Origin of the sequence: Nocardia sp. CA-135953 (genome assembly GCF_050955735.1) — a bacterium.
GTDB lineage: Bacteria > Actinomycetota > Actinomycetes > Mycobacteriales > Mycobacteriaceae > Nocardia.
In genome coordinates, this window is the sequence record NZ_CP192082.1 from 2,894,873 (window position 1) to 2,911,278 (window position 16,406).

15 protein-coding genes are annotated in these 16,406 nt (G+C 65.7%); 10 read left to right on the forward strand and 5 right to left on the reverse strand.

Annotation, left to right across the window (positions count from 1 at the left end; all coding sequences use genetic code 11):
* Positions 1 to 112: 112 nt before the first annotated feature.
* A complete protein-coding gene (locus tag ACQPXH_RS13195) occupies positions 113 to 895 on the reverse strand; it encodes an IclR family transcriptional regulator (protein WP_433602627.1) in 783 nt (260 codons plus the stop codon).
* A 101-nt stretch (positions 896 to 996) separates the two neighbouring features.
* On the opposite strand from ACQPXH_RS13195, the gene hutH reads away from it, so the two are divergent.
* The 5 genes from hutH (at position 997) to hutI (ending at position 7,151) form a co-directional block, all read left to right on the forward strand.
* Positions 997 to 2,559, forward strand: a complete 1,563-nt coding sequence (gene hutH / locus ACQPXH_RS13200; RefSeq protein ID WP_433602628.1) for a histidine ammonia-lyase — start codon at positions 997 to 999, stop codon at positions 2,557 to 2,559.
* 130 nt (positions 2,560 to 2,689) lie between these two features.
* Complete coding sequence (gene hutU, locus ACQPXH_RS13205; protein WP_433602629.1) at positions 2,690 to 4,342, forward strand: urocanate hydratase; 1,653 nt, start codon at positions 2,690 to 2,692, stop codon at positions 4,340 to 4,342.
* Between the two features lie 70 nt (positions 4,343 to 4,412).
* Positions 4,413 to 4,553 (forward strand): hypothetical protein, encoded by a 141-nt coding sequence (locus ACQPXH_RS13210; RefSeq protein ID WP_433602630.1) that lies wholly within the window; start codon positions 4,413 to 4,415, stop codon positions 4,551 to 4,553.
* A 73-nt stretch (positions 4,554 to 4,626) separates the two neighbouring features.
* A complete protein-coding gene (locus ACQPXH_RS13215) occupies positions 4,627 to 5,931 on the forward strand; it encodes a formimidoylglutamate deiminase (protein WP_433602631.1) in 1,305 nt (434 codons plus the stop codon).
* 50 nt (positions 5,932 to 5,981) lie between these two features.
* Positions 5,982 to 7,151, forward strand: coding sequence for an imidazolonepropionase (hutI, locus tag ACQPXH_RS13220; protein WP_433603434.1), 1,170 nt, complete (start codon positions 5,982 to 5,984; stop codon positions 7,149 to 7,151).
* Positions 7,152 to 7,162: 11 nt separating this feature from the next.
* Here the strand turns inward: hutI and ACQPXH_RS13225 are convergent, their stop codons facing one another.
* Entirely contained in the window at positions 7,163 to 7,813 is a 651-nt protein-coding gene (locus tag ACQPXH_RS13225) for a TetR/AcrR family transcriptional regulator (RefSeq protein WP_433602632.1), read from the reverse strand.
* 146 nt (positions 7,814 to 7,959) lie between these two features.
* On the opposite strand from ACQPXH_RS13225, the gene ACQPXH_RS13230 reads away from it, so the two are divergent.
* A complete protein-coding gene (locus tag ACQPXH_RS13230) occupies positions 7,960 to 8,649 on the forward strand; it encodes a hemerythrin domain-containing protein (protein WP_433602633.1) in 690 nt (229 codons plus the stop codon).
* Between the two features lie 6 nt (positions 8,650 to 8,655).
* On the opposite strand, the gene ACQPXH_RS13235 is transcribed toward ACQPXH_RS13230, so the two are convergent.
* The gene (locus ACQPXH_RS13235; protein WP_433602634.1) at positions 8,656 to 9,738 is read right to left on the reverse strand and encodes a PQQ-dependent sugar dehydrogenase; all 1,083 of its coding nucleotides are present in this window, start codon (positions 9,736 to 9,738) and stop codon (positions 8,656 to 8,658) included.
* Positions 9,739 to 10,028: 290 nt separating this feature from the next.
* Here ACQPXH_RS13235 and ACQPXH_RS13240 point away from each other — a divergent pair, with 290 nt between their 5' ends.
* Complete coding sequence (locus ACQPXH_RS13240; RefSeq protein ID WP_433602635.1) at positions 10,029 to 10,250, forward strand: hypothetical protein; 222 nt, start codon at positions 10,029 to 10,031, stop codon at positions 10,248 to 10,250.
* Here ACQPXH_RS13240 and ACQPXH_RS13245 read toward each other — a convergent pair.
* Together ACQPXH_RS13245 and ACQPXH_RS13250 are read right to left on the reverse strand one after the other, a co-directional pair.
* Positions 10,247 to 10,615, reverse strand: coding sequence for a DUF1304 domain-containing protein (locus ACQPXH_RS13245; RefSeq protein ID WP_433602636.1), 369 nt, complete (start codon positions 10,613 to 10,615; stop codon positions 10,247 to 10,249). The genes ACQPXH_RS13240 and ACQPXH_RS13245 overlap by 4 nt on opposite strands.
* Positions 10,616 to 10,714: 99 nt before the next feature.
* Positions 10,715 to 12,445, reverse strand: coding sequence for a serine/threonine-protein kinase (locus ACQPXH_RS13250; protein WP_433602637.1), 1,731 nt, complete (start codon positions 12,443 to 12,445; stop codon positions 10,715 to 10,717).
* Between the two features lie 480 nt (positions 12,446 to 12,925).
* Between ACQPXH_RS13250 and ACQPXH_RS13255 the strand changes: the two genes are divergently transcribed.
* The 3 genes from ACQPXH_RS13255 (at position 12,926) to ACQPXH_RS13265 (ending at position 16,095) form a co-directional block, all read left to right on the forward strand.
* Positions 12,926 to 13,477: an LppP/LprE family lipoprotein gene (locus ACQPXH_RS13255; protein ID WP_433603435.1), complete on the forward strand. Its 552-nt coding sequence runs from the start codon at positions 12,926 to 12,928 to the stop codon at positions 13,475 to 13,477.
* A complete protein-coding gene (locus ACQPXH_RS13260) occupies positions 13,432 to 13,824 on the forward strand; it encodes a hypothetical protein (protein WP_433602638.1) in 393 nt (130 codons plus the stop codon). The genes ACQPXH_RS13255 and ACQPXH_RS13260 overlap by 46 nt, the downstream gene beginning before the upstream one ends.
* 246 nt (positions 13,825 to 14,070) lie before the next feature.
* A complete protein-coding gene (locus tag ACQPXH_RS13265) occupies positions 14,071 to 16,095 on the forward strand; it encodes a CocE/NonD family hydrolase (RefSeq protein WP_433602639.1) in 2,025 nt (674 codons plus the stop codon).
* Positions 16,096 to 16,406 lie beyond the last annotated feature (311 nt).

The window sequence follows — 16,406 nt, forward strand, 5'->3', positions numbered from 1 at the left end:
GTGATCCACAATTGTAGCTGTCTGATTGCTGAAATCTCAGCAGCCGGTCGGTGTGTCGCGACTGCAGCCGAAAGACCTGGAATTTCGTCGGGATTGCTATCTATTCGCGCCGTCAGCTCACCCGCCCGCCGATGCGACGGGTGAGATCGTCAGCGGTGGACCGCACCTGGGCGGCGAGACCGGACCAATCAGCGGCACACGGGATCTGCTCGCAGTGGTGCCGCAGCGTCACGCTGATCGCCGCGATCGGCCGATGGTCGTGATCGAACGCCGGATAGGCGACCGAGGCGAAGCCGGCGGTGACATGTCCGTCCTCGCTCGCCCAGCCGCGCCGACGCTCGGCGGCCAGGATGGTGCGCAGCGCCGCGAGGCTGGTCGGCCCGCGATCGGTGCGGCGTACGAAGGCCGCCGCCGACGGGAACAGCGCACGCACATGGGCGGCGGGCAGATGCGCCAGGATCGCCCGGCCCGATGCGGTCAACTGTGCAGGCAGGCGGACGCCGACATCGGTCACCAGCGTTTCAGGGCGTGCCGGGCGTTCTTTGATCAGATACAGCAGTTCATTGCCGTGCAGGACCCCGAGGTGCGCGTTGTGTCCGACCCGTCCGGCCAACTCGCGCAGCAACGGTCCGGCCACCCGCTCCAGTGGATCGTGGCGCAGATAGGCCGAACCGAGTTCGAAGACGGCGATACCGAGTCCGTAGCGCCGTTCGGCGGGCAGCCGGGTGACGAAGCGGGCTTGCTCCAACTCGGCCAGCAGGTGATAGGTGGTCGAGCGGGGGATGTCGAGTTCGCGCGCGATCGTGGATGCGGAGACCGGTCCGGCCCGGGTCGCCATCAGCTGCAGTACGGCCAGGCCGCGCCGCAGCGCCGGGATGTCGCTGCTCGTTCCCATGCCACTTCCTCTCGCGCCGACTGGGCCGTGCGTCTTGGATACCAGACAGATCCTGGCCCCGCCTCATTCTCCACCGGCCCCGGTGGCGGTGGAATGGGTCTATGTCGGAAACCACGCAGTTACCGCCCGTGGAACTGGACGGGCCGCTGACCGTCGAACGCCTCGTCGCCGTTGCTCGCGACGGCGCGGAAGTTCGATTCAGCGAGGCCGCCGAGAAGCGGCTGGCCGACGCACGCGAGCATGTCGACGCGCTGGCGGCGGGCACGGTCCCGACCTACGGTGTGTCCACCGGCTTCGGTGCACTGGCCACCCGGCACATTCCGCCGGAGAGCCGGGCCGCGCTACAGCGGTCGCTGATCCGCTCGCATGCCGCGGGAGCGGGCGCGGCGGTCGAGACAGAGGTAGTGCGCGCCATGATGCTGCTGCGGCTGCGCACGCTGGCCACCGGGCATACCGGTGTGCGACCAGAGACGGCGCTCACCTTGGCTGCCTTGATCAATGCGGGCATAACGCCGGTGGTGCACGAGTTCGGATCGCTGGGCTGCTCCGGCGATCTCGCGCCACTGGCCGCGATCGCGTTGGCGCTGATGGGGGAGGGCGAGGTCACGGATTCCGCTGGAAACGTGGTGGCAGCGGCGGAAGCCTTGCACGCCAAGGGAATCAAGCCGGTGACCCTTGCCGAGAAGGAAGGTCTCGCGCTGACCAACGGCACGGATGGCATGCTGGGCATGCTGGCGCTCGCGATCAATGACCTGCGCCAACTCCTCGACGTCGCCGATATCACCGCCGCCATGAGTGTCGAGGCGCTGCTCGGCACGGACCGGGTCTTCGCCGACGACCTGCAGGCGCTGCGTCCGCATCCCGGCCAAGCCCGCTCGGCGCGGCGCATGGCGGCCGCGCTCGCGGGATCGGAAATCGTTGCCAGCCATCGGGGCCCGGACTGCAACCGGGTGCAGGACGCATATTCGTTGCGCTGCGCACCGCAGGTGCACGGCGCCGCCCGCGACACCCTCGCGCACGCCGAACTGGTCGCCGAGCGCGAAATGGCTTCGGCGATCGACAATCCCGTCGTGCTCGCCGATGGCAGGCTGGAATCCAACGGCAACTTCCATGGAGCTCCGGTGGCGTATGTCCTGGACTTCCTGGCCATTCCGGTCGCTGATGTCGCCAGCATGGCCGAGCGGCGCACCGACCGGATGCTGGATGTCGCACGCTCGCACGGCCTTCCGGCCTTCCTCGCAGCCGATCCGGGTGTCGATTCCGGCCATATGATCGCGCAGTACACCCAAGCGGGAATCGTCAGCGAGCTCAAGCGGCTCGCGATGCCCGCCTCGGTGGATTCGATTCCGAGCAGCGCGATGCAGGAAGACCATGTGTCGATGGGCTGGTCGGCCGCGCGCAAGCTGCGCAGGGCCGTCGACGGTCTGGCCACCGTGCTCGCCATCGAATATCTCACGGCCGCGAGGGCATTGGACTTACGGGCACCACTGCGTCCCGGCCCGGCAACCGCGGCGGCCCTCTCGCTGCTTCGCACCGAGGTCGACGGCCCGGGACCGGACCGACACCTCGCCCCGGAAATCGCCGCCGCGGCGGAACTGGTCCGTTCCGGCGAACTGCTGCGCGCGGTCACACCCCACCTCGCTCAGGGAAGTGAGCTCCCTTGACAACACCCGAAGAAATCCGGTTCCCACACAGCGAATCAGGCTCGCGCACATGGCCATACGAGGTCGCCAGTAGCTATGCGACACCGACCTGCCGGGCGGACGGGAAATTCGTCGATATGGAGGCAATCCGATGACACGGACAGTGCGCGCGGCACGTGGCACGCAACTGACGGCCAAGAACTGGCAGACCGAGGGCGCACTCCGGATGCTGCAGAACAATCTCGACCCCGAGGTTGCGGAGCGCCCGCAGGACCTGGTCGTGTACGGCGGTACCGGCAAGGCGGCGCGGAACTGGGCAAGCTTCGATGCGATCACCCGCACGCTCACCACACTCGAGGCCGATGAGACCCTGTTGGTCCAGTCGGGTAAGCCAGTCGGCGTATTCCGGACGCACGAATGGGCGCCGCGGGTACTGATCGCCAATTCGAATCTGGTGGGGGACTGGGCGACCTGGCCCGAGTTCCGCAGACTGGAATCGCTCGGCCTCACCATGTACGGGCAGATGACCGCGGGTTCGTGGATCTACATTGGCACCCAGGGCATTCTGCAGGGGACCTACGAGACCTTCGCCGCGGTGGCGGATAAGCATTTCGGCGGCACTCTCGCCGGAACTCTCACGCTCACAGCGGGTTTGGGTGGGATGGGTGGTGCACAGCCGCTGGCGGTCACCATGAACGGCGGTGTGGCCCTCGTCGTCGAATGCGATCCGGCGCGTGCCGAGCGGCGGGTACACGACCGCTATCTCGACGAGATCGCCACTGATTTCGATGATGCGGTGCGTCGGGTGTCGAAGGCGCGCAAGGAGCGAAAGGCATTGTCGGTCGGCCTGATCGGCAATGCCTCCGAGGTAGTGCCGAGGCTGTTGGCGGCAGGAGTCGACATCGATATCGTCACCGACCAGACCTCGGCGCACGACCCCCTCGCATACCTGCCGCGTGGTGTCGCACTCGAAGACTGGGCCGATTACGCCGCGAAGAAGCCCGACGAATTCACCGACCGCTCCCGCGAATCCATGGCCGAACACGTCGATGCGATGCTAGGTTTCCTCGATCGCGGTGCCGAGGTCTTCGACTACGGCAATTCACTGCGCGGCGAGGCGGTACTCGGCGGTTGCGAGCGGGCCTTCGACTTCCCGGGATTCGTGCCCGCCTACATCCGGCCGCTGTTCTGCGAGGGCAAGGGACCGTTCCGCTGGGCCGCGCTGTCCGGCGATCCGGCGGATATCGCCGCGACCGATCGCGCCATGCTGGAACTGTTCCCGGAAAACGAATCCCTGCGCCGCTGGATCACCATGGCCGGGGAACGCGTTGCCTACCAAGGACTTCCGGCCCGCATCTGCTGGCTCGGCTACGGTGAACGGCACCTGGCCGGACTCCGCTTCAACGAGATGGTCGCCAATGGCGAGTTGCAGGCTCCGGTGGTGATCGGCCGTGACCACCTCGACTCCGGCAGCGTCGCCTCGCCGTATCGCGAAACCGAGGCCATGGCCGACGGGTCCGATGCCATTGCCGACTGGCCGCTGCTCAACGCACTGGTCAACACCGCTTCGGGCGCGAGTTGGGTGTCGATCCACCACGGCGGTGGCGTCGGCATGGGCCGGTCCATCCACGCCGGACAGGTCTGCGTCGCCGACGGAACCGCGCTGGCCGGGCAGAAGATCGAGCGCGTACTCACCAATGACCCCGGTATGGGCGTGATTCGGCATGTGGATGCCGGGTACGAGCGGGCCGACGCGGTCGCGGAGGAGCGTGGTGTGCGAATCCCGATGCAGGAGAACAAGTGACAGCGAACGGACTGCTCGCCGAAATTGCCGATGTGGGCCGGGATACGCGGCGCGGCGGATACGTTTCGGGGTGCCGTGTCTGGGATCCAGACTGCTCACCGGTGCCATCGACGCCGACCGCGCTCGCGGACTGCGCGACGCCGCCGGAATCACGCAGGTGGAACTCGGTGCGGAGAGCCTGGCTCGCGTGCTCGAGGACTTGACCACATGAGCGCGCAGCGCTGGGCGCGGTTTCAGATGTCGGATCGGCGTGACCGCAATCCGATGCGCGGGAGTTCGGCCGAATGAGCGTCTATTGGGCCGAATATGCCTGGCTACCGGACGGATTGGCCGAACGGGTGACGATCGACGTCGCCGGATCGGCGATCCGCTCGGTGGTCGTCCAAACCGCGCCGAACGGAAACATATTGCGCGGCTTGACCATTCCTGGTTTCGCGAATGCGCACTCACATGCCTTCCATCGCGCCTTGCGCGGGCGTACCCACCATGGGCGGGGCTCGTTCTGGACGTGGCGGGAACGGATGTACGCGGTCGCGGATCGACTGGATCCCGACTCCTATTACCGGCTCGCACGTGGGGTGTATGCGGAGATGGTGCTCGCCGGATACACCAGCGTCGGTGAATTCCACTACCTGCATCACGCCCCTGGCGGCGTGGCCTATACCGATCCGAATGAGATGAGCGCGGCCCTGGCAGCAGCGGCGCAGGAGGCCGGAATTCGGCTCACCGTGCTAGATACCTGTTATCTCAGTGGCGGATTCGGTCGACCGCCGGACGAACGCCAGCTTCGTTTCAGTGACGGTGATGCGGAGGCGTGGGCCCAGCGTTGCGCCGCGTTCAAGCCGGAGTCGGAACTGGTGCGCACCGGTGTGGCCGCACATTCGGTGCGCGCGGTGCCCCCGCGAGCACTGGCCGTGGTCGCTCGACAGGGCGAGGGTCGGCCGGTGCACGTCCACCTCTCCGAACAACCCGCCGAGAATCGTGATTGCCTTGCCGCACACGGGCTTACGCCGACCGCGCTGTTGGCGGACAATGGGTTGCTCGGGCCGGATACGGTGGCCGTGCATGCCACGCATGTGAGCAACGCCGATATCCAGATGCTGGCCGAGGCAAGGTCGCGGGCATGCTTCTGCCCGACCACCGAACGCGATCTCGGCGACGGTATCGGCCCCGCACGCGAACTTCTCGACGCCGGAGTCCGGCTGTGCCTCGGCACCGACAGTCACGCGGTCGTCGACGGCTTCGAAGAGTGGCGTGCGCTGGAGTTGAACGAACGTCTCGCCTCTCACACTCGCGGACGATTCGAGATTGCGGAGTTGTTCGGTGCGGCAACAGATCACGCATCCACCGGCTGGCCGGAGGTGGGTCGCATCGAAGCGGGCGCGGCGGCCGATCTGGTCACCGTCGAGCTCGAATCGATCCGGACCGCGGGCACCGAACCCGCGGCCGCACTGTTCGCGGCTTCGGCCAGCGATATCCGCGAGGTGCTGATCGCCGGGCGGCAGGTGGTCTCCGATGGCCGCCATGTACTGGTGGAGAGTCCCGAAAACAATCTGCGAGAAGAGATTCGGGCCTTGTGCTCACCCTGATCGCGCGCGGCGACGAACAGACCGGAATGTTCACCGGCAGAAAGGGCACCGTGTCGACCCTCATCACTGGAATCGGCGAGCTGACCACCAACGCGACGGACGGCCCGCTGCACGATGCCGCAGTTGTGCTCGAGGATGATCGGTTCGCCTGGATCGGTCCGGCGAAATCCGCACCGGCAGCCGATGATCGGGTCGATATCGGCGGCCGCGCGGCGTTGCCGGGGTGGGTCGACAGCCATACCCACCTGGTCTTCGCCGGTGATCGCACCGCCGAATTCGAGGCCAGAATGGCCGGTCAGCCCTACCGTGCCGGTGGTATCGCAACGACTGTCGCGGCCACCAGAAGTGCCTCGGACGACCAGCTTTCGGCCAACCTGCGTCGCCACGTCACCGAGGCCTACCGCCAGGGCACCACCTGCCTGGAGACCAAAACCGGATACGGCCTGAGCGTGCCCGACGAGGCACGCTCGGCTCGCATCGCCGCCGCCATCGCCGACGAGGTGACCTACCTCGGCGCACACCTGGTGCCGCCCGGTACCGATGCGGAAACCTACGTGGACCTGGTCTGCGGCGATATGCTCGACTCCGTCGCACCGCATGTGCGCTGGGCCGATGTCTTCTGCGAGACAGGCGCTTTCGACGAGGGCCAGTCCGATCGCGTCCTGCGCGCCGCCGCCGCACGCGGCCTCGGTCTACGCGTGCACGGCAACCAATTGGGCACCGGCCCCGGCGTGCAACTGGCCGTCCACCACGGCGCGGCCAGCGTGGATCACTGCACCTACCTCACCGACGCCGATATCGAGGCGCTCGCCGCCTCGGACACCGTCGCCACCGTCCTGCCCGCCTGCGACCTGTCCACCCGCCAACCCCTCGCTCCCGCCCGCGCACTGCTCGACGCGGGTGCGACCGTCGCCCTGGCCACCAACGCCAATCCAGGCAGTTCCTACACCACATCGATGGCCTTTTGCGTCGCAACGGCCGTACTCCAGATGGGCCTCTCGATCGCCGAAGCGGTGTACGCGGCCACTGCGGCGGGCGCGAAAGCATTGCGCCGCAACGATGTCGGGGTCATCGAGGTGGGCACCCGAGCCGATCTCCAGGTGCTCGACGCTCCCTCGGTCACCCATATTGCCTACCGTCCGGGCGTTCCTCTGACGCTGGCCGTCTGGCGTTCGGGCCGACGCATACCAATGGCTGAATGGCCGGGTGCCGCAGGATGACCCGGTGCGGCCTATGAGTTTTCGAGCGAGCGTAGCGCGGCATCCACGAGAGTCGTTGCGGTGCTGGCACATACCTCGACGGCGGCATCGGGCTCGAGCCCGCGCACATCGATCAGCACGATGAAAGCCTCCCAACCCACCACGAGCGCGATACTCGACACGAGATCGTCGAACTGCCGCTGGGGCATGCGGTCACGCAATGGTTCGAGCGCCCATTCGATCCAACGCACCCGGCGATGCCCACGTCGTGGTGCGTCCTCTGTGGGCAGGTCGACAGTGAGTTTCACCAACCGCCGTCCCATCGGCAGCAACTCGGTGATCTCCGCGCCCATCGCCCGCACCAGTTCGGCGATACGCACGCGCGGGTCCGCGGAATGGATATTCGTCAGCGCCTCATCGGTATTCGCGCTGAGCAGGCCGATGGTGGCGTCGAGCATCAACTGGTCGAGAGTGGGGAAATGCAGGTAGACGGTGCGTCTGGACACGTCCGCAGCGGCGGCGATGTCGTTGACCGAGGGTTCGATGCCGCGGTTCAGCAGCGTCATGGAGGCGTCGACGATGGCTTTGCGGGTGCGTCGGCGCTGGGCGACGCGGCCCGAAGTGAGCTGGGCGGTTTCCTCGACCTGGGTGGTTTCGCTGACCCGGGCGCGGTGCTCGGTCATTCGCTGTGAGTCCTCCGCGTGACATCTTGACAGTGTTACCTCGCCCAAAACTATACTAAGTTGCACTTATTGCACAGGAGTGCATTTAGTATCGGGAGGAACTAAATGACTATCGGGGATCTTGTGTCTGCGCTGGAGCAGGTGTTATGAGCCGCCGGGCGACCGAGCCGCCGGGTTGTGATACCCACGACATGGTGCTGGTGCACCGCGTGTTCCGACGCGAATTCCGTTTGCTGGCAGACATTGTCGAGGCGACCTCGCCCATGGATGCCGACCAGGTAGCGCGGGTGAGCGCACATGCGCGCGAGATGCTCGCCGCCCTGCATCATCATCACAGCAATGAGGACGAGCTGGTTTGGCCGAAACTGCGTTGGGCGGAGTTGGATTCGACGCTGATCAATCGCATGCAGACCCAGCACGAAGAGGTCGATGCGCTCATGCGCCGCGTCGATTCCGAATTTTCCGAGTGGGAACATCAGGGCGGTGCGGAAACAGCGGATCTGCTGGTCGAGGGGCTACGTCGACTACATGAGGCGCTCACCGAACATCTTCGCCTCGAGGAAGATTCGGTACTGCCGATGGTTGCCGAGACCTTGACCGAGTCGGAGTGGGCCGAAGTCGGCAAGCGCGGTATTGCGTCGTTTTCGAAGGGGCGGGCCCTGGTATTCCTCGGTCATATCGCCGAGGAGGCCGATGAGCGCGAGTGGTCGGAATTCGCCGGACATATCCCGGCTCCCGTCCGGCTGCTGTATCGAGTATTCGGCCGCCGTGGCTACGCCAGGGAGACCGCACTGTTGCGCCGGGATCTGCGTTCGGTCGGAAATGTTGTCAAATAAGGGAACTCAGCGCGCCGGGAAGCGGATGATCCGATCGTCACCGGCACGGACGTCACCGCGGCCGTCCGTGTTGGAGGTGGTCAGCCACAGCGCACCGTCCGGGGCAATTGCCACCGTGCGCAGGCGGCCCAGGTCGGGCACCTGGGCCTGCGGTGTGCCGAGTGTGCCGTCGTGTAGTGGAACCGTCCACAATCGCTCGCCGCGCAGCGCCGCGACATAGAGGGTGTCGCCGGAGATGGCAATGCCGGACGGCGATGCCTCCGACGGTTTCCAAATGACTTGGGGGTCGGTGAATCCCCGTTCGGTGCCGCCATTGCCTTCGACGATCGGCCAGCCGTAGTTGCGACCCGGCTCGATCAGATTGATCTCGTCGAAGGCGTTCTGGCCGAACTCCGCGGCGAAGAATCTGCCTGCCCGATCCCAAGCCAGACCTTGTACATTGCGGTGGCCCAGGCTGTAAACGGGCGAACCGGACGTCGGATTGCCCGGTGCCGGAGCGCCATCGGGTGTCAGCCGCAGGATCTTGCCATTGGGGCTCGCCGGATCCTGAGAGCTGGCGCCCTGTCCCGCATCTCCGGTTCCGACATACAGCATGCCGTCGGGCCCGAACGCGATCCGGCCGCCATTGTGGTTCCCGGCCTTGGCAATACCGGCGAAGATGACCTCCGGTTGCCCATCGAGCCGGAATCGCACGATCCGATTGTCATCGGCAGCGGTGAAATACGCATAGACATAACGTGTTTCGGCATAATCAGCAGCGACGGCAAGCCCGAGCAGACCGCCCTCGCCGCGCGCGACCACACCCGGAACCTGGTACACCTGCTCGGGCTCGCGGCCGGACACCACCCGCATAATTCGGCCGGTATCCCGCTCCGCGACCAGGACCCCGCCTTCGGGCAGGAAGGCCAGCCCCCACGGCACGTCGATACCGTCTACGATTTCCTCGCCCGCGGCCAGATCGGGCACACCCGACGGCGTGCTGGGCGCCGTGCTCGTGACAATGTCCGGCCCGGCGCCGGAATCGCTGCCGCATCCGGCCACCGCGCCGATCATCAGCACGGCGATCGCGAATCCGATGAATTTCCGCATGCGTATCCCTCCGACTGATCGTTCGGCGGTGCTGTCTCGATCGTGCCTGTTCTTGCGTGGGCCCGCCATCCGTCGCACCATCGGGCCTGTTTGTGAGCGAGCACCAGCAAATGAGCCATCAGCACAATGCGCCCGACGTGAACCACCTCGGTACGCGTTGGGTCGGTGCTTTTCGTCGCCGTCGGAATTCTCGAGGGTTCGTCACCGCCGCGCCCGTCTCCGCTGGAATCGACCTCGGGTTTGGTTGGCGGTGAGATCGCGGGTAAGACCAGGCCAAGGCGATCCAGCTGATGATCGAATGCGATCCCCAGCCGCCCTTCGGCAGCGGTCATATGAGCAAGGCGAGTTCGGCGACGCGGCGCAGGGTGACCGGTCTGGTCGGTCGCGAAGGAGCCGATCTGCTCACGGCCGATCCGCATTCCGTGGTGCGGGAGGCGAGTGCCATCGCGAAGCTGTCCTGGGCGGCGGCCATCGAGCGAGTTCGCGCGCGTCGACGGTTCGGGAAGCGTTAGTTGCTGCCCGCGATCAGCACCGCGACAAGGGCGATCGCTCCGGGCAGCGCTTGGATGAACAGGATCCTGCGGTTCGCGGTCACCGCACCGTAGATCCCGGCGACGACAACGCATGCGGTGAAGAAGATCATCGCGGCGAACCCGACCGGGTCCGAGGCGATGATGCCCCAGATCAGGCCGGCCGCCAGGAAGCCGTTGTAGAGGCCCTGGTTGGCGGCAAGAACCTTGGTCTGCTCGGCGAATTCGGCGGTGCTGCCGAAGGATGCGCGCACCCGCGGCGTGGTCCACAGGAACATCTCCATGACCAGGATGCAGATGTGCAGCAACGCCACCAGGCCGACCAGCACCTCGGCTACTACGCGCATTCGAATGATCCCTTCACACAGATACAGCTCGTTGTCGGTCTACAGGATGGACGATCGGTGTCGCAAGCGTCGGAAGGCGCGCCCGACGAAGCACGCCCATCAGTTCTTGTGCAGCGTGCCGGTGACGTCGCCCAGCACACCGCTGAAACCGCCGCTGAAGCTGTAGGTGACCGAACCGTCCGGCTGCAGGATGACCTTCGAGGTCGACCCTTCGTCCATGCACCCACTCGCACCACCGCTGAGCCGTGCCACGAAGGTGAGCTGGGTGTCGGTGGCATTGGTCAGACGTTCGGCGCGTTCACATCGGCTGCGCGATGCCTGGCCGGTATTGGTCGAGGTGGCGATCTCCTCGCCGACTTTCCCGTCGTGAATGGTCAACTCGATATCGAAGGTGGCGAGCGCATCCCGTGCGGTGCCGGTCCACTTGCCGACGAGCGCTTCGGGTACCGCCGAGTCCGTGGCCGCCGCCGAAGTGCTCGTCGCGGTGGTCTGCGTCGTCGCGATGGTCGTGGGAGCGACGGAGGTGACCACCGCCGAAGTGCTCACTGTCGCGGCCGAATCGGAGGATTTGTCGGTCAGCTGCGTCCCGATGAGGAATGCGCCGCCCGCGACGATGAGACCGGTCACTACGGCCGTGATGATCCATGCGTTCCGATGCGAACGACTTTTCCGCGCAGTCGGCGGGTAATAGTAGGCGCCTTGTTGCCCCGACTGGTCCTGCGCGGGCGGATACGGCGCGGGCACCTGGCTCGAATTGGCTTGCGGCCCAGGGGGTCCGGATTGCCATGCGGTATTTCCGGATCGCCAAGCCACCGTATCGGCCGTAGGCCGGGACAGCGTGTGCAGCCCCGAATTCGATTGCGGAAACGGCCGCGAAATCGTCGCCGCCGACCGTGCCGGATCCGGCCCGACCGCCTCGACCGGCCCGGATTCCAAATCGAGCAGCGCAACCGCCCGCCTGCTCACCTCTTCGAGCACCGGCGCGGGCAGCCAGCCGCCACGTTCCGGAACCCCGAGTTCGGCAAGCTGATCTAGCAACTGCTGCGGTGTCGGGCGCGCCGCCACTTCCTTGTTCAGGCACGCCGCGATGAGCGGTCGCAGCCGGTCCGGCACGGCCGTCAGCCGCGGCTCCTCGTACACCACCCGATACAGCATCTGCACGGTCTCGCCGGCGCCGAACGGCCCCTGCCCGGTCGCCGCGTAGACGAGCACGCCGCCGAGCGCGAATACATCACCTTCGGGACCCATGGTCGGTCCGACCACCTGCTCCGGACACATGAATCCCGGTGAGCCGATGACATTTCCGGTGGTCGTCAATGCGCTGTCCTCGGCGCCGCGCGCGATGCCGAAGTCGATCACCTTCGGACCGTCCACGGCCAGCAGCACATTGGACGGTTTCAGATCGCGATGCACGATCCCCGCACCGTGCACGGCGATCAATGCCTCGGCCAGACCGTGCGCGAGCACCAGCAGCGTGCTCTCGCTGAACGTGCCGAACTGCTCGACGGCATCGGTCAACGAGAATCCGGCCACGTAGCCGGTCGCCAGCCACGGTGGCGTCGAATCCACATCCGCGTCGAGCACCGGCGCGGTGAACTTTCCACCGACCCGCCGCGCCGCGGTGACCTCGCGCCGGAACCGCTCCCGGAACTCGTTGCCGATCATATCCGGTCGGATCACCTTCACCGCGACGGTGCGGCCACCTGCGCTGCGCCCGAGGTACACCCGGCCCATACCGCCCGCACCGAGCAGGCCGAGTAGCCGGTAGTCCCCGATCCGTCTGGGATCGTCTGTGCCGAGCGGTCGCATCGCGAACTGGGGTCCTCTCACCTGACGTCGAACACGCAAAGGCTACCCAGGCCACGCTCGGTCGCCCTAGCCGGTGGCAGCCGGAATCGGTGTGGGAGCCGCCCGGCGAGGCGACGAGCAGCATCACCCCGACGGCCAGCGCACCTCGAGCCGGAACAGGTAGACCAGACCCAGGCAGATCGCGGGCAGCACGATCATCTGGCACACAGCGCGACCGCCGCCGCCTTGGGATACCGCAGCACCCTGGCGAAATCGTCGACGGTCGAGGTCAACCCGAGTCCGAACATCACCAGCGCCAGGGGAGGAACACGGCGAAAATCGTTGAACCTATTCAGATCTTCTCATCAGGACTCGGACGGATAGCGACGTTATCGACTCACCGTCCGGGCGGCGACCCCACCCGTGGGAGCCCGGCCGCAGCGATCGCCGGATCAGACGATGCGATGATGGTGTACGGAGCGCGATCGAGATACTCGTCCGACCTGAAGGGGCCTTCCCTTGATGCAGATCTATCGGCTCGTATTGCTCACCCTCGGTATCGGACTCCTCGGTCTGACCGCGTGCGGCTCAGGCGACAACCATGGCGGGATAACCGATTACGGACCGACCACTACGGCGGCGGCGACCACGCCGAGTGCCGCGCCTACGGCGAAATGCGGCGTCGACCTGACCGCGCCGGTGATCGGTGCCGCCATCGCCACGCTGCCCGCCGATCCGATAACGAAGGTGCCGTGGTCCACTGATCCGGCCGGATTCGAGGGCACCTTCGATCCGTGCGTCACGCTGTCGGCCGTGATCATTACGGTCGAGGGCGCGACCGGTAGTTCGCCGAATCAAGTGCTGCTGTTCCACATGGGCGAATTCGTCGGTACCGGCACGCGGGAGAGCCTCGGGTTCACTTCGCTGGATCCGGGGCACACGAGCGATGACACCGTCGGTGTGGTCTACAAGACGCCCGGCAGCTGCAACGCATGCCCCGACGGCACGCTCACGCCGGTCCAATTCCATTGGGATGGAAGGCAAGTCCAGACCATCGGGACACCGCCGAGATAACGTCATCGCAGTATGCGATCCAGCGCGGCGTTCAGCTCGGTGGCAGGCTCGATATCGCCGCCGACGATATGATGCTGATCACCGCCGCCGTGGACGGCCATCTCATCGGCGCCGCACTGCAACTCGCCGAGGAGAACCGCCGACGAGCCCGTTCCGGACTGCGCACCGACGACGAGTTGGCCGCCGCCGCGCAACCAATGCCGGCCCCGATCCTCGCCGACGGTCGCTACCCGGCCTTCGCCCGCTGGCTCGCCGCGCGTACCACCACCAGCGGCGCAGACCCCGTGGAATGGACGCTGACCAGCCTGCTCGACGGCATCACGGATCGCCTCGAACTTCCGAAATAACTCAGTTCGCGGGCGGAGCGTGGATCGGTAATTCGACGTAGATCGGTCACGGTTCGGTCACACAGTGTTGTGGGTCCAGCGAGTCTGCGGGGAAATTCGACGAACCGAACGGACCGTACCTAGCGGAATATTCGCCAACAGGTTGCTATGGTCGTCGCGCGTCGAATCGGACGATCTTGTCTACATGCTGCGTACCAGTCGAGAGGGGATCACGAGTTGTCGGGGCATGGAGTTGCACCTGCGCTTATGCGTTTGACTCGACTGGCGACCGTTGTCGCGGCCGTGGTGGCACTGGCTTCGAGCGGCGGCCCCTCCGCGACTGCCGAGCAAAGCATCGACACCACCCTCGGCGAGCGATGGACCGCTATGCACGACGGCCCGCAGCAGTATCCCGATATCCATATCGACTGGGACGTCCCGATTCGCATGAGCGATGGGGTCGTACTCAAGGCCAATGTGTATCGGCCCGTCGATGCGGCCAACAATGTCGTCGGCCAGCCGTTGCCGACGATCGTGAACCTCACGCCCTACACCAAACTCGTGAGCAATCTGGTCGATTCGGCATTCGCCGTGCCCGGGCTGCAGCCGTTCACCATGGAGATCGTCCGGCGCCTCAATCTGTCCGGCACGCCGATCAGCGGATTCGGCGAGCTGATGCAGGCACTCGACGGCGGCATGATCCAGACCGTGCTCGGCATCGACCGCAATCTCATCCGCAGCGGGTACACGTTGGTAGTCGCGGACGTCCGCGGCACCGGCTTCTCCCAGGGCAACTGGAACACGCTCGGCAAGCGTGAACAATTGGACACCCGCGAGGTGATCGATTGGGCCGCGAAGCAGCCGTGGTCCAACGGCACTGTCGGCATGAGCGGCGGCTCCTACGCTGGCATCAATCAGCTGCGCGCGGCCGAAAACGCTCCTGCCGCGCTGAAAGCCATCTTCCCGGTGGAGGCTGGAAGCGATCTGATGCGCGATGTCGTCGCGCCGGGCGGCGGTGTCGGCACGACCTTCCTGCCGTTGTGGTTGAACAATGTGAACCAGACGAAGTTGATTCCCGACGTGCAGTCCATGCTCAACGGCACCTTCGACTGGAAATGGCTCCAGGCCAGGATGGCAGATCCGGCAACCAATTCCGATCTGCTGGCTCAGGCGCTGCTCACCCCGTCGCTGGACCGGGTGCCGACGACACTGGCCGCCGCGCTCGACGACGACAGTGAATTCCGGCAGGGGATCCTCGGGCATCCCGACCGAATTACGGTGCCCACCTTCATGTATGGCGGCTGGCACGACATCTTCGCCAACAGCGCGGCCAAACTCTACAACGTGATCCCACTGCCACAGGCGAAGAAGCAGTTGCTGATCGGCGATACCTATCATGCGAATCCGGGTGCCGGTACGGGTGGTGTCGGCGCGCCGCCGCGGCTGGATGTGCTGCAGCGGGTGTGGTTCGACAAGTGGCTCAAGGGCATCGATAACGGCATCGGCGACTTCGGGCCGATCACGCTGTGGGAGCAGGGCTCGGGCTGGAAGACATTGGGGCAGTTCCCGGAAACCGGTGTCACGCATCGCCGTGTCTACCTGTCCGCTGCGTCGAGCGATACCGCAGAGCATGCGGTGCACGACGGCTCGCTGTCCTCGACTGAGCCGAAGGAGCGGATCGCACTGCAGGTGTCGCCGGGGGTGACCATGGCGTGCTCACGCGATGCCGCTCAGGGCTCCGCCGGTCTGGCCGCGCCATTCGATATCTGCGCCAAGGACTCTCGCATCGCCGAGGGTAACGGGCTGACGTTCACCAGCGCGGAGATGAGTGAGCCGACGGTGATCTCCGGGCCGATCAATGTGCACCTCAACGCGGTTCACGATGCGGCCGACGGCTATTGGGACGTCACCGTCAACGATGTCTCGCCCGACGGCACGTCGACCGTGTTGACCACCGGCCAGCTCACCGCGTCGCTGCGCGCGGTGGACGAGGCGCGGAGTATGCGCTCGGCGAGCGGTGATTACACCGCGCCGTACAACCCGATCACCCTGGAGAGCATGCTGCCCGTCGTGCCGGGAATGCCGATGACGCTGGATATCGCGGTCATCCCGACGCAGGCCGTCTTGTTGCCCGGCCACCGGCTGCGGGTGGATGTGTTCGCCGGAAACATGCCGAAGGCATTGGCTTTTCGGCCGATGCTCAACGCCACCGAACTCAAAACGCAATACCTGCAGCTGGATCCGGATGCGCCCAGCTTCGTCAATCTGCCGACGGACCGGCCCATCGCCTGAAATGCGGCGAAAAGCTTGACGTAGGCGGGTTCCGCAAGTTATTCTATAAACGGGAAGCAATTCAGCGTGGGTTCGACGTAGCCCAAAAACACTGGCTTCTATTCTGATTCCGCACTCGACATTCAGTGAGTGCGAGTGTAATTTTGGACGTTGCGCTGGTTGCCTCCTGTCCACCTCACGAACCAATCGTTGTAAACATCATCCGCTGCGGTGATGTTTCCTTCGTGGTGCGCGAGTTTCGTTCGGGTGCGCGGCCGGGGCGGAATTCGTCAGTAGACAAGCGATGTTCGCGCATTGCGTGAGGGGAAGGA

Coding starts and splice junctions, on each gene's coding strand:
- ACQPXH_RS13230 (WP_433602633.1), top strand. CDS start 7,960: ATGAGCCGCCGGGCGACCGAGCCGCCGGGTTGTGATACCCACGACATG.
- ACQPXH_RS13215 (WP_433602631.1), top strand. CDS start 4,627: ATGAGCGTCTATTGGGCCGAATATGCCTGGCTACCGGACGGATTGGCC.
- ACQPXH_RS13255 (WP_433603435.1), top strand. CDS start 12,926: ATGCAGATCTATCGGCTCGTATTGCTCACCCTCGGTATCGGACTCCTC.
- ACQPXH_RS13235 (WP_433602634.1), bottom strand. CDS start 9,738: ATGCGGAAATTCATCGGATTCGCGATCGCCGTGCTGATGATCGGCGCG.
- ACQPXH_RS13240 (WP_433602635.1), top strand. CDS start 10,029: ATGATCGAATGCGATCCCCAGCCGCCCTTCGGCAGCGGTCATATGAGC.
- hutU (WP_433602629.1), top strand. CDS start 2,690: ATGACACGGACAGTGCGCGCGGCACGTGGCACGCAACTGACGGCCAAG.
- ACQPXH_RS13265 (WP_433602639.1), top strand. CDS start 14,071: ATGCGTTTGACTCGACTGGCGACCGTTGTCGCGGCCGTGGTGGCACTG.
- ACQPXH_RS13245 (WP_433602636.1), bottom strand. CDS start 10,615: ATGCGCGTAGTAGCCGAGGTGCTGGTCGGCCTGGTGGCGTTGCTGCAC.
- ACQPXH_RS13195 (WP_433602627.1), bottom strand. CDS start 895: ATGGGAACGAGCAGCGACATCCCGGCGCTGCGGCGCGGCCTGGCCGTA.
- ACQPXH_RS13225 (WP_433602632.1), bottom strand. CDS start 7,813: ATGACCGAGCACCGCGCCCGGGTCAGCGAAACCACCCAGGTCGAGGAA.
- hutH (WP_433602628.1), top strand. CDS start 997: ATGTCGGAAACCACGCAGTTACCGCCCGTGGAACTGGACGGGCCGCTG.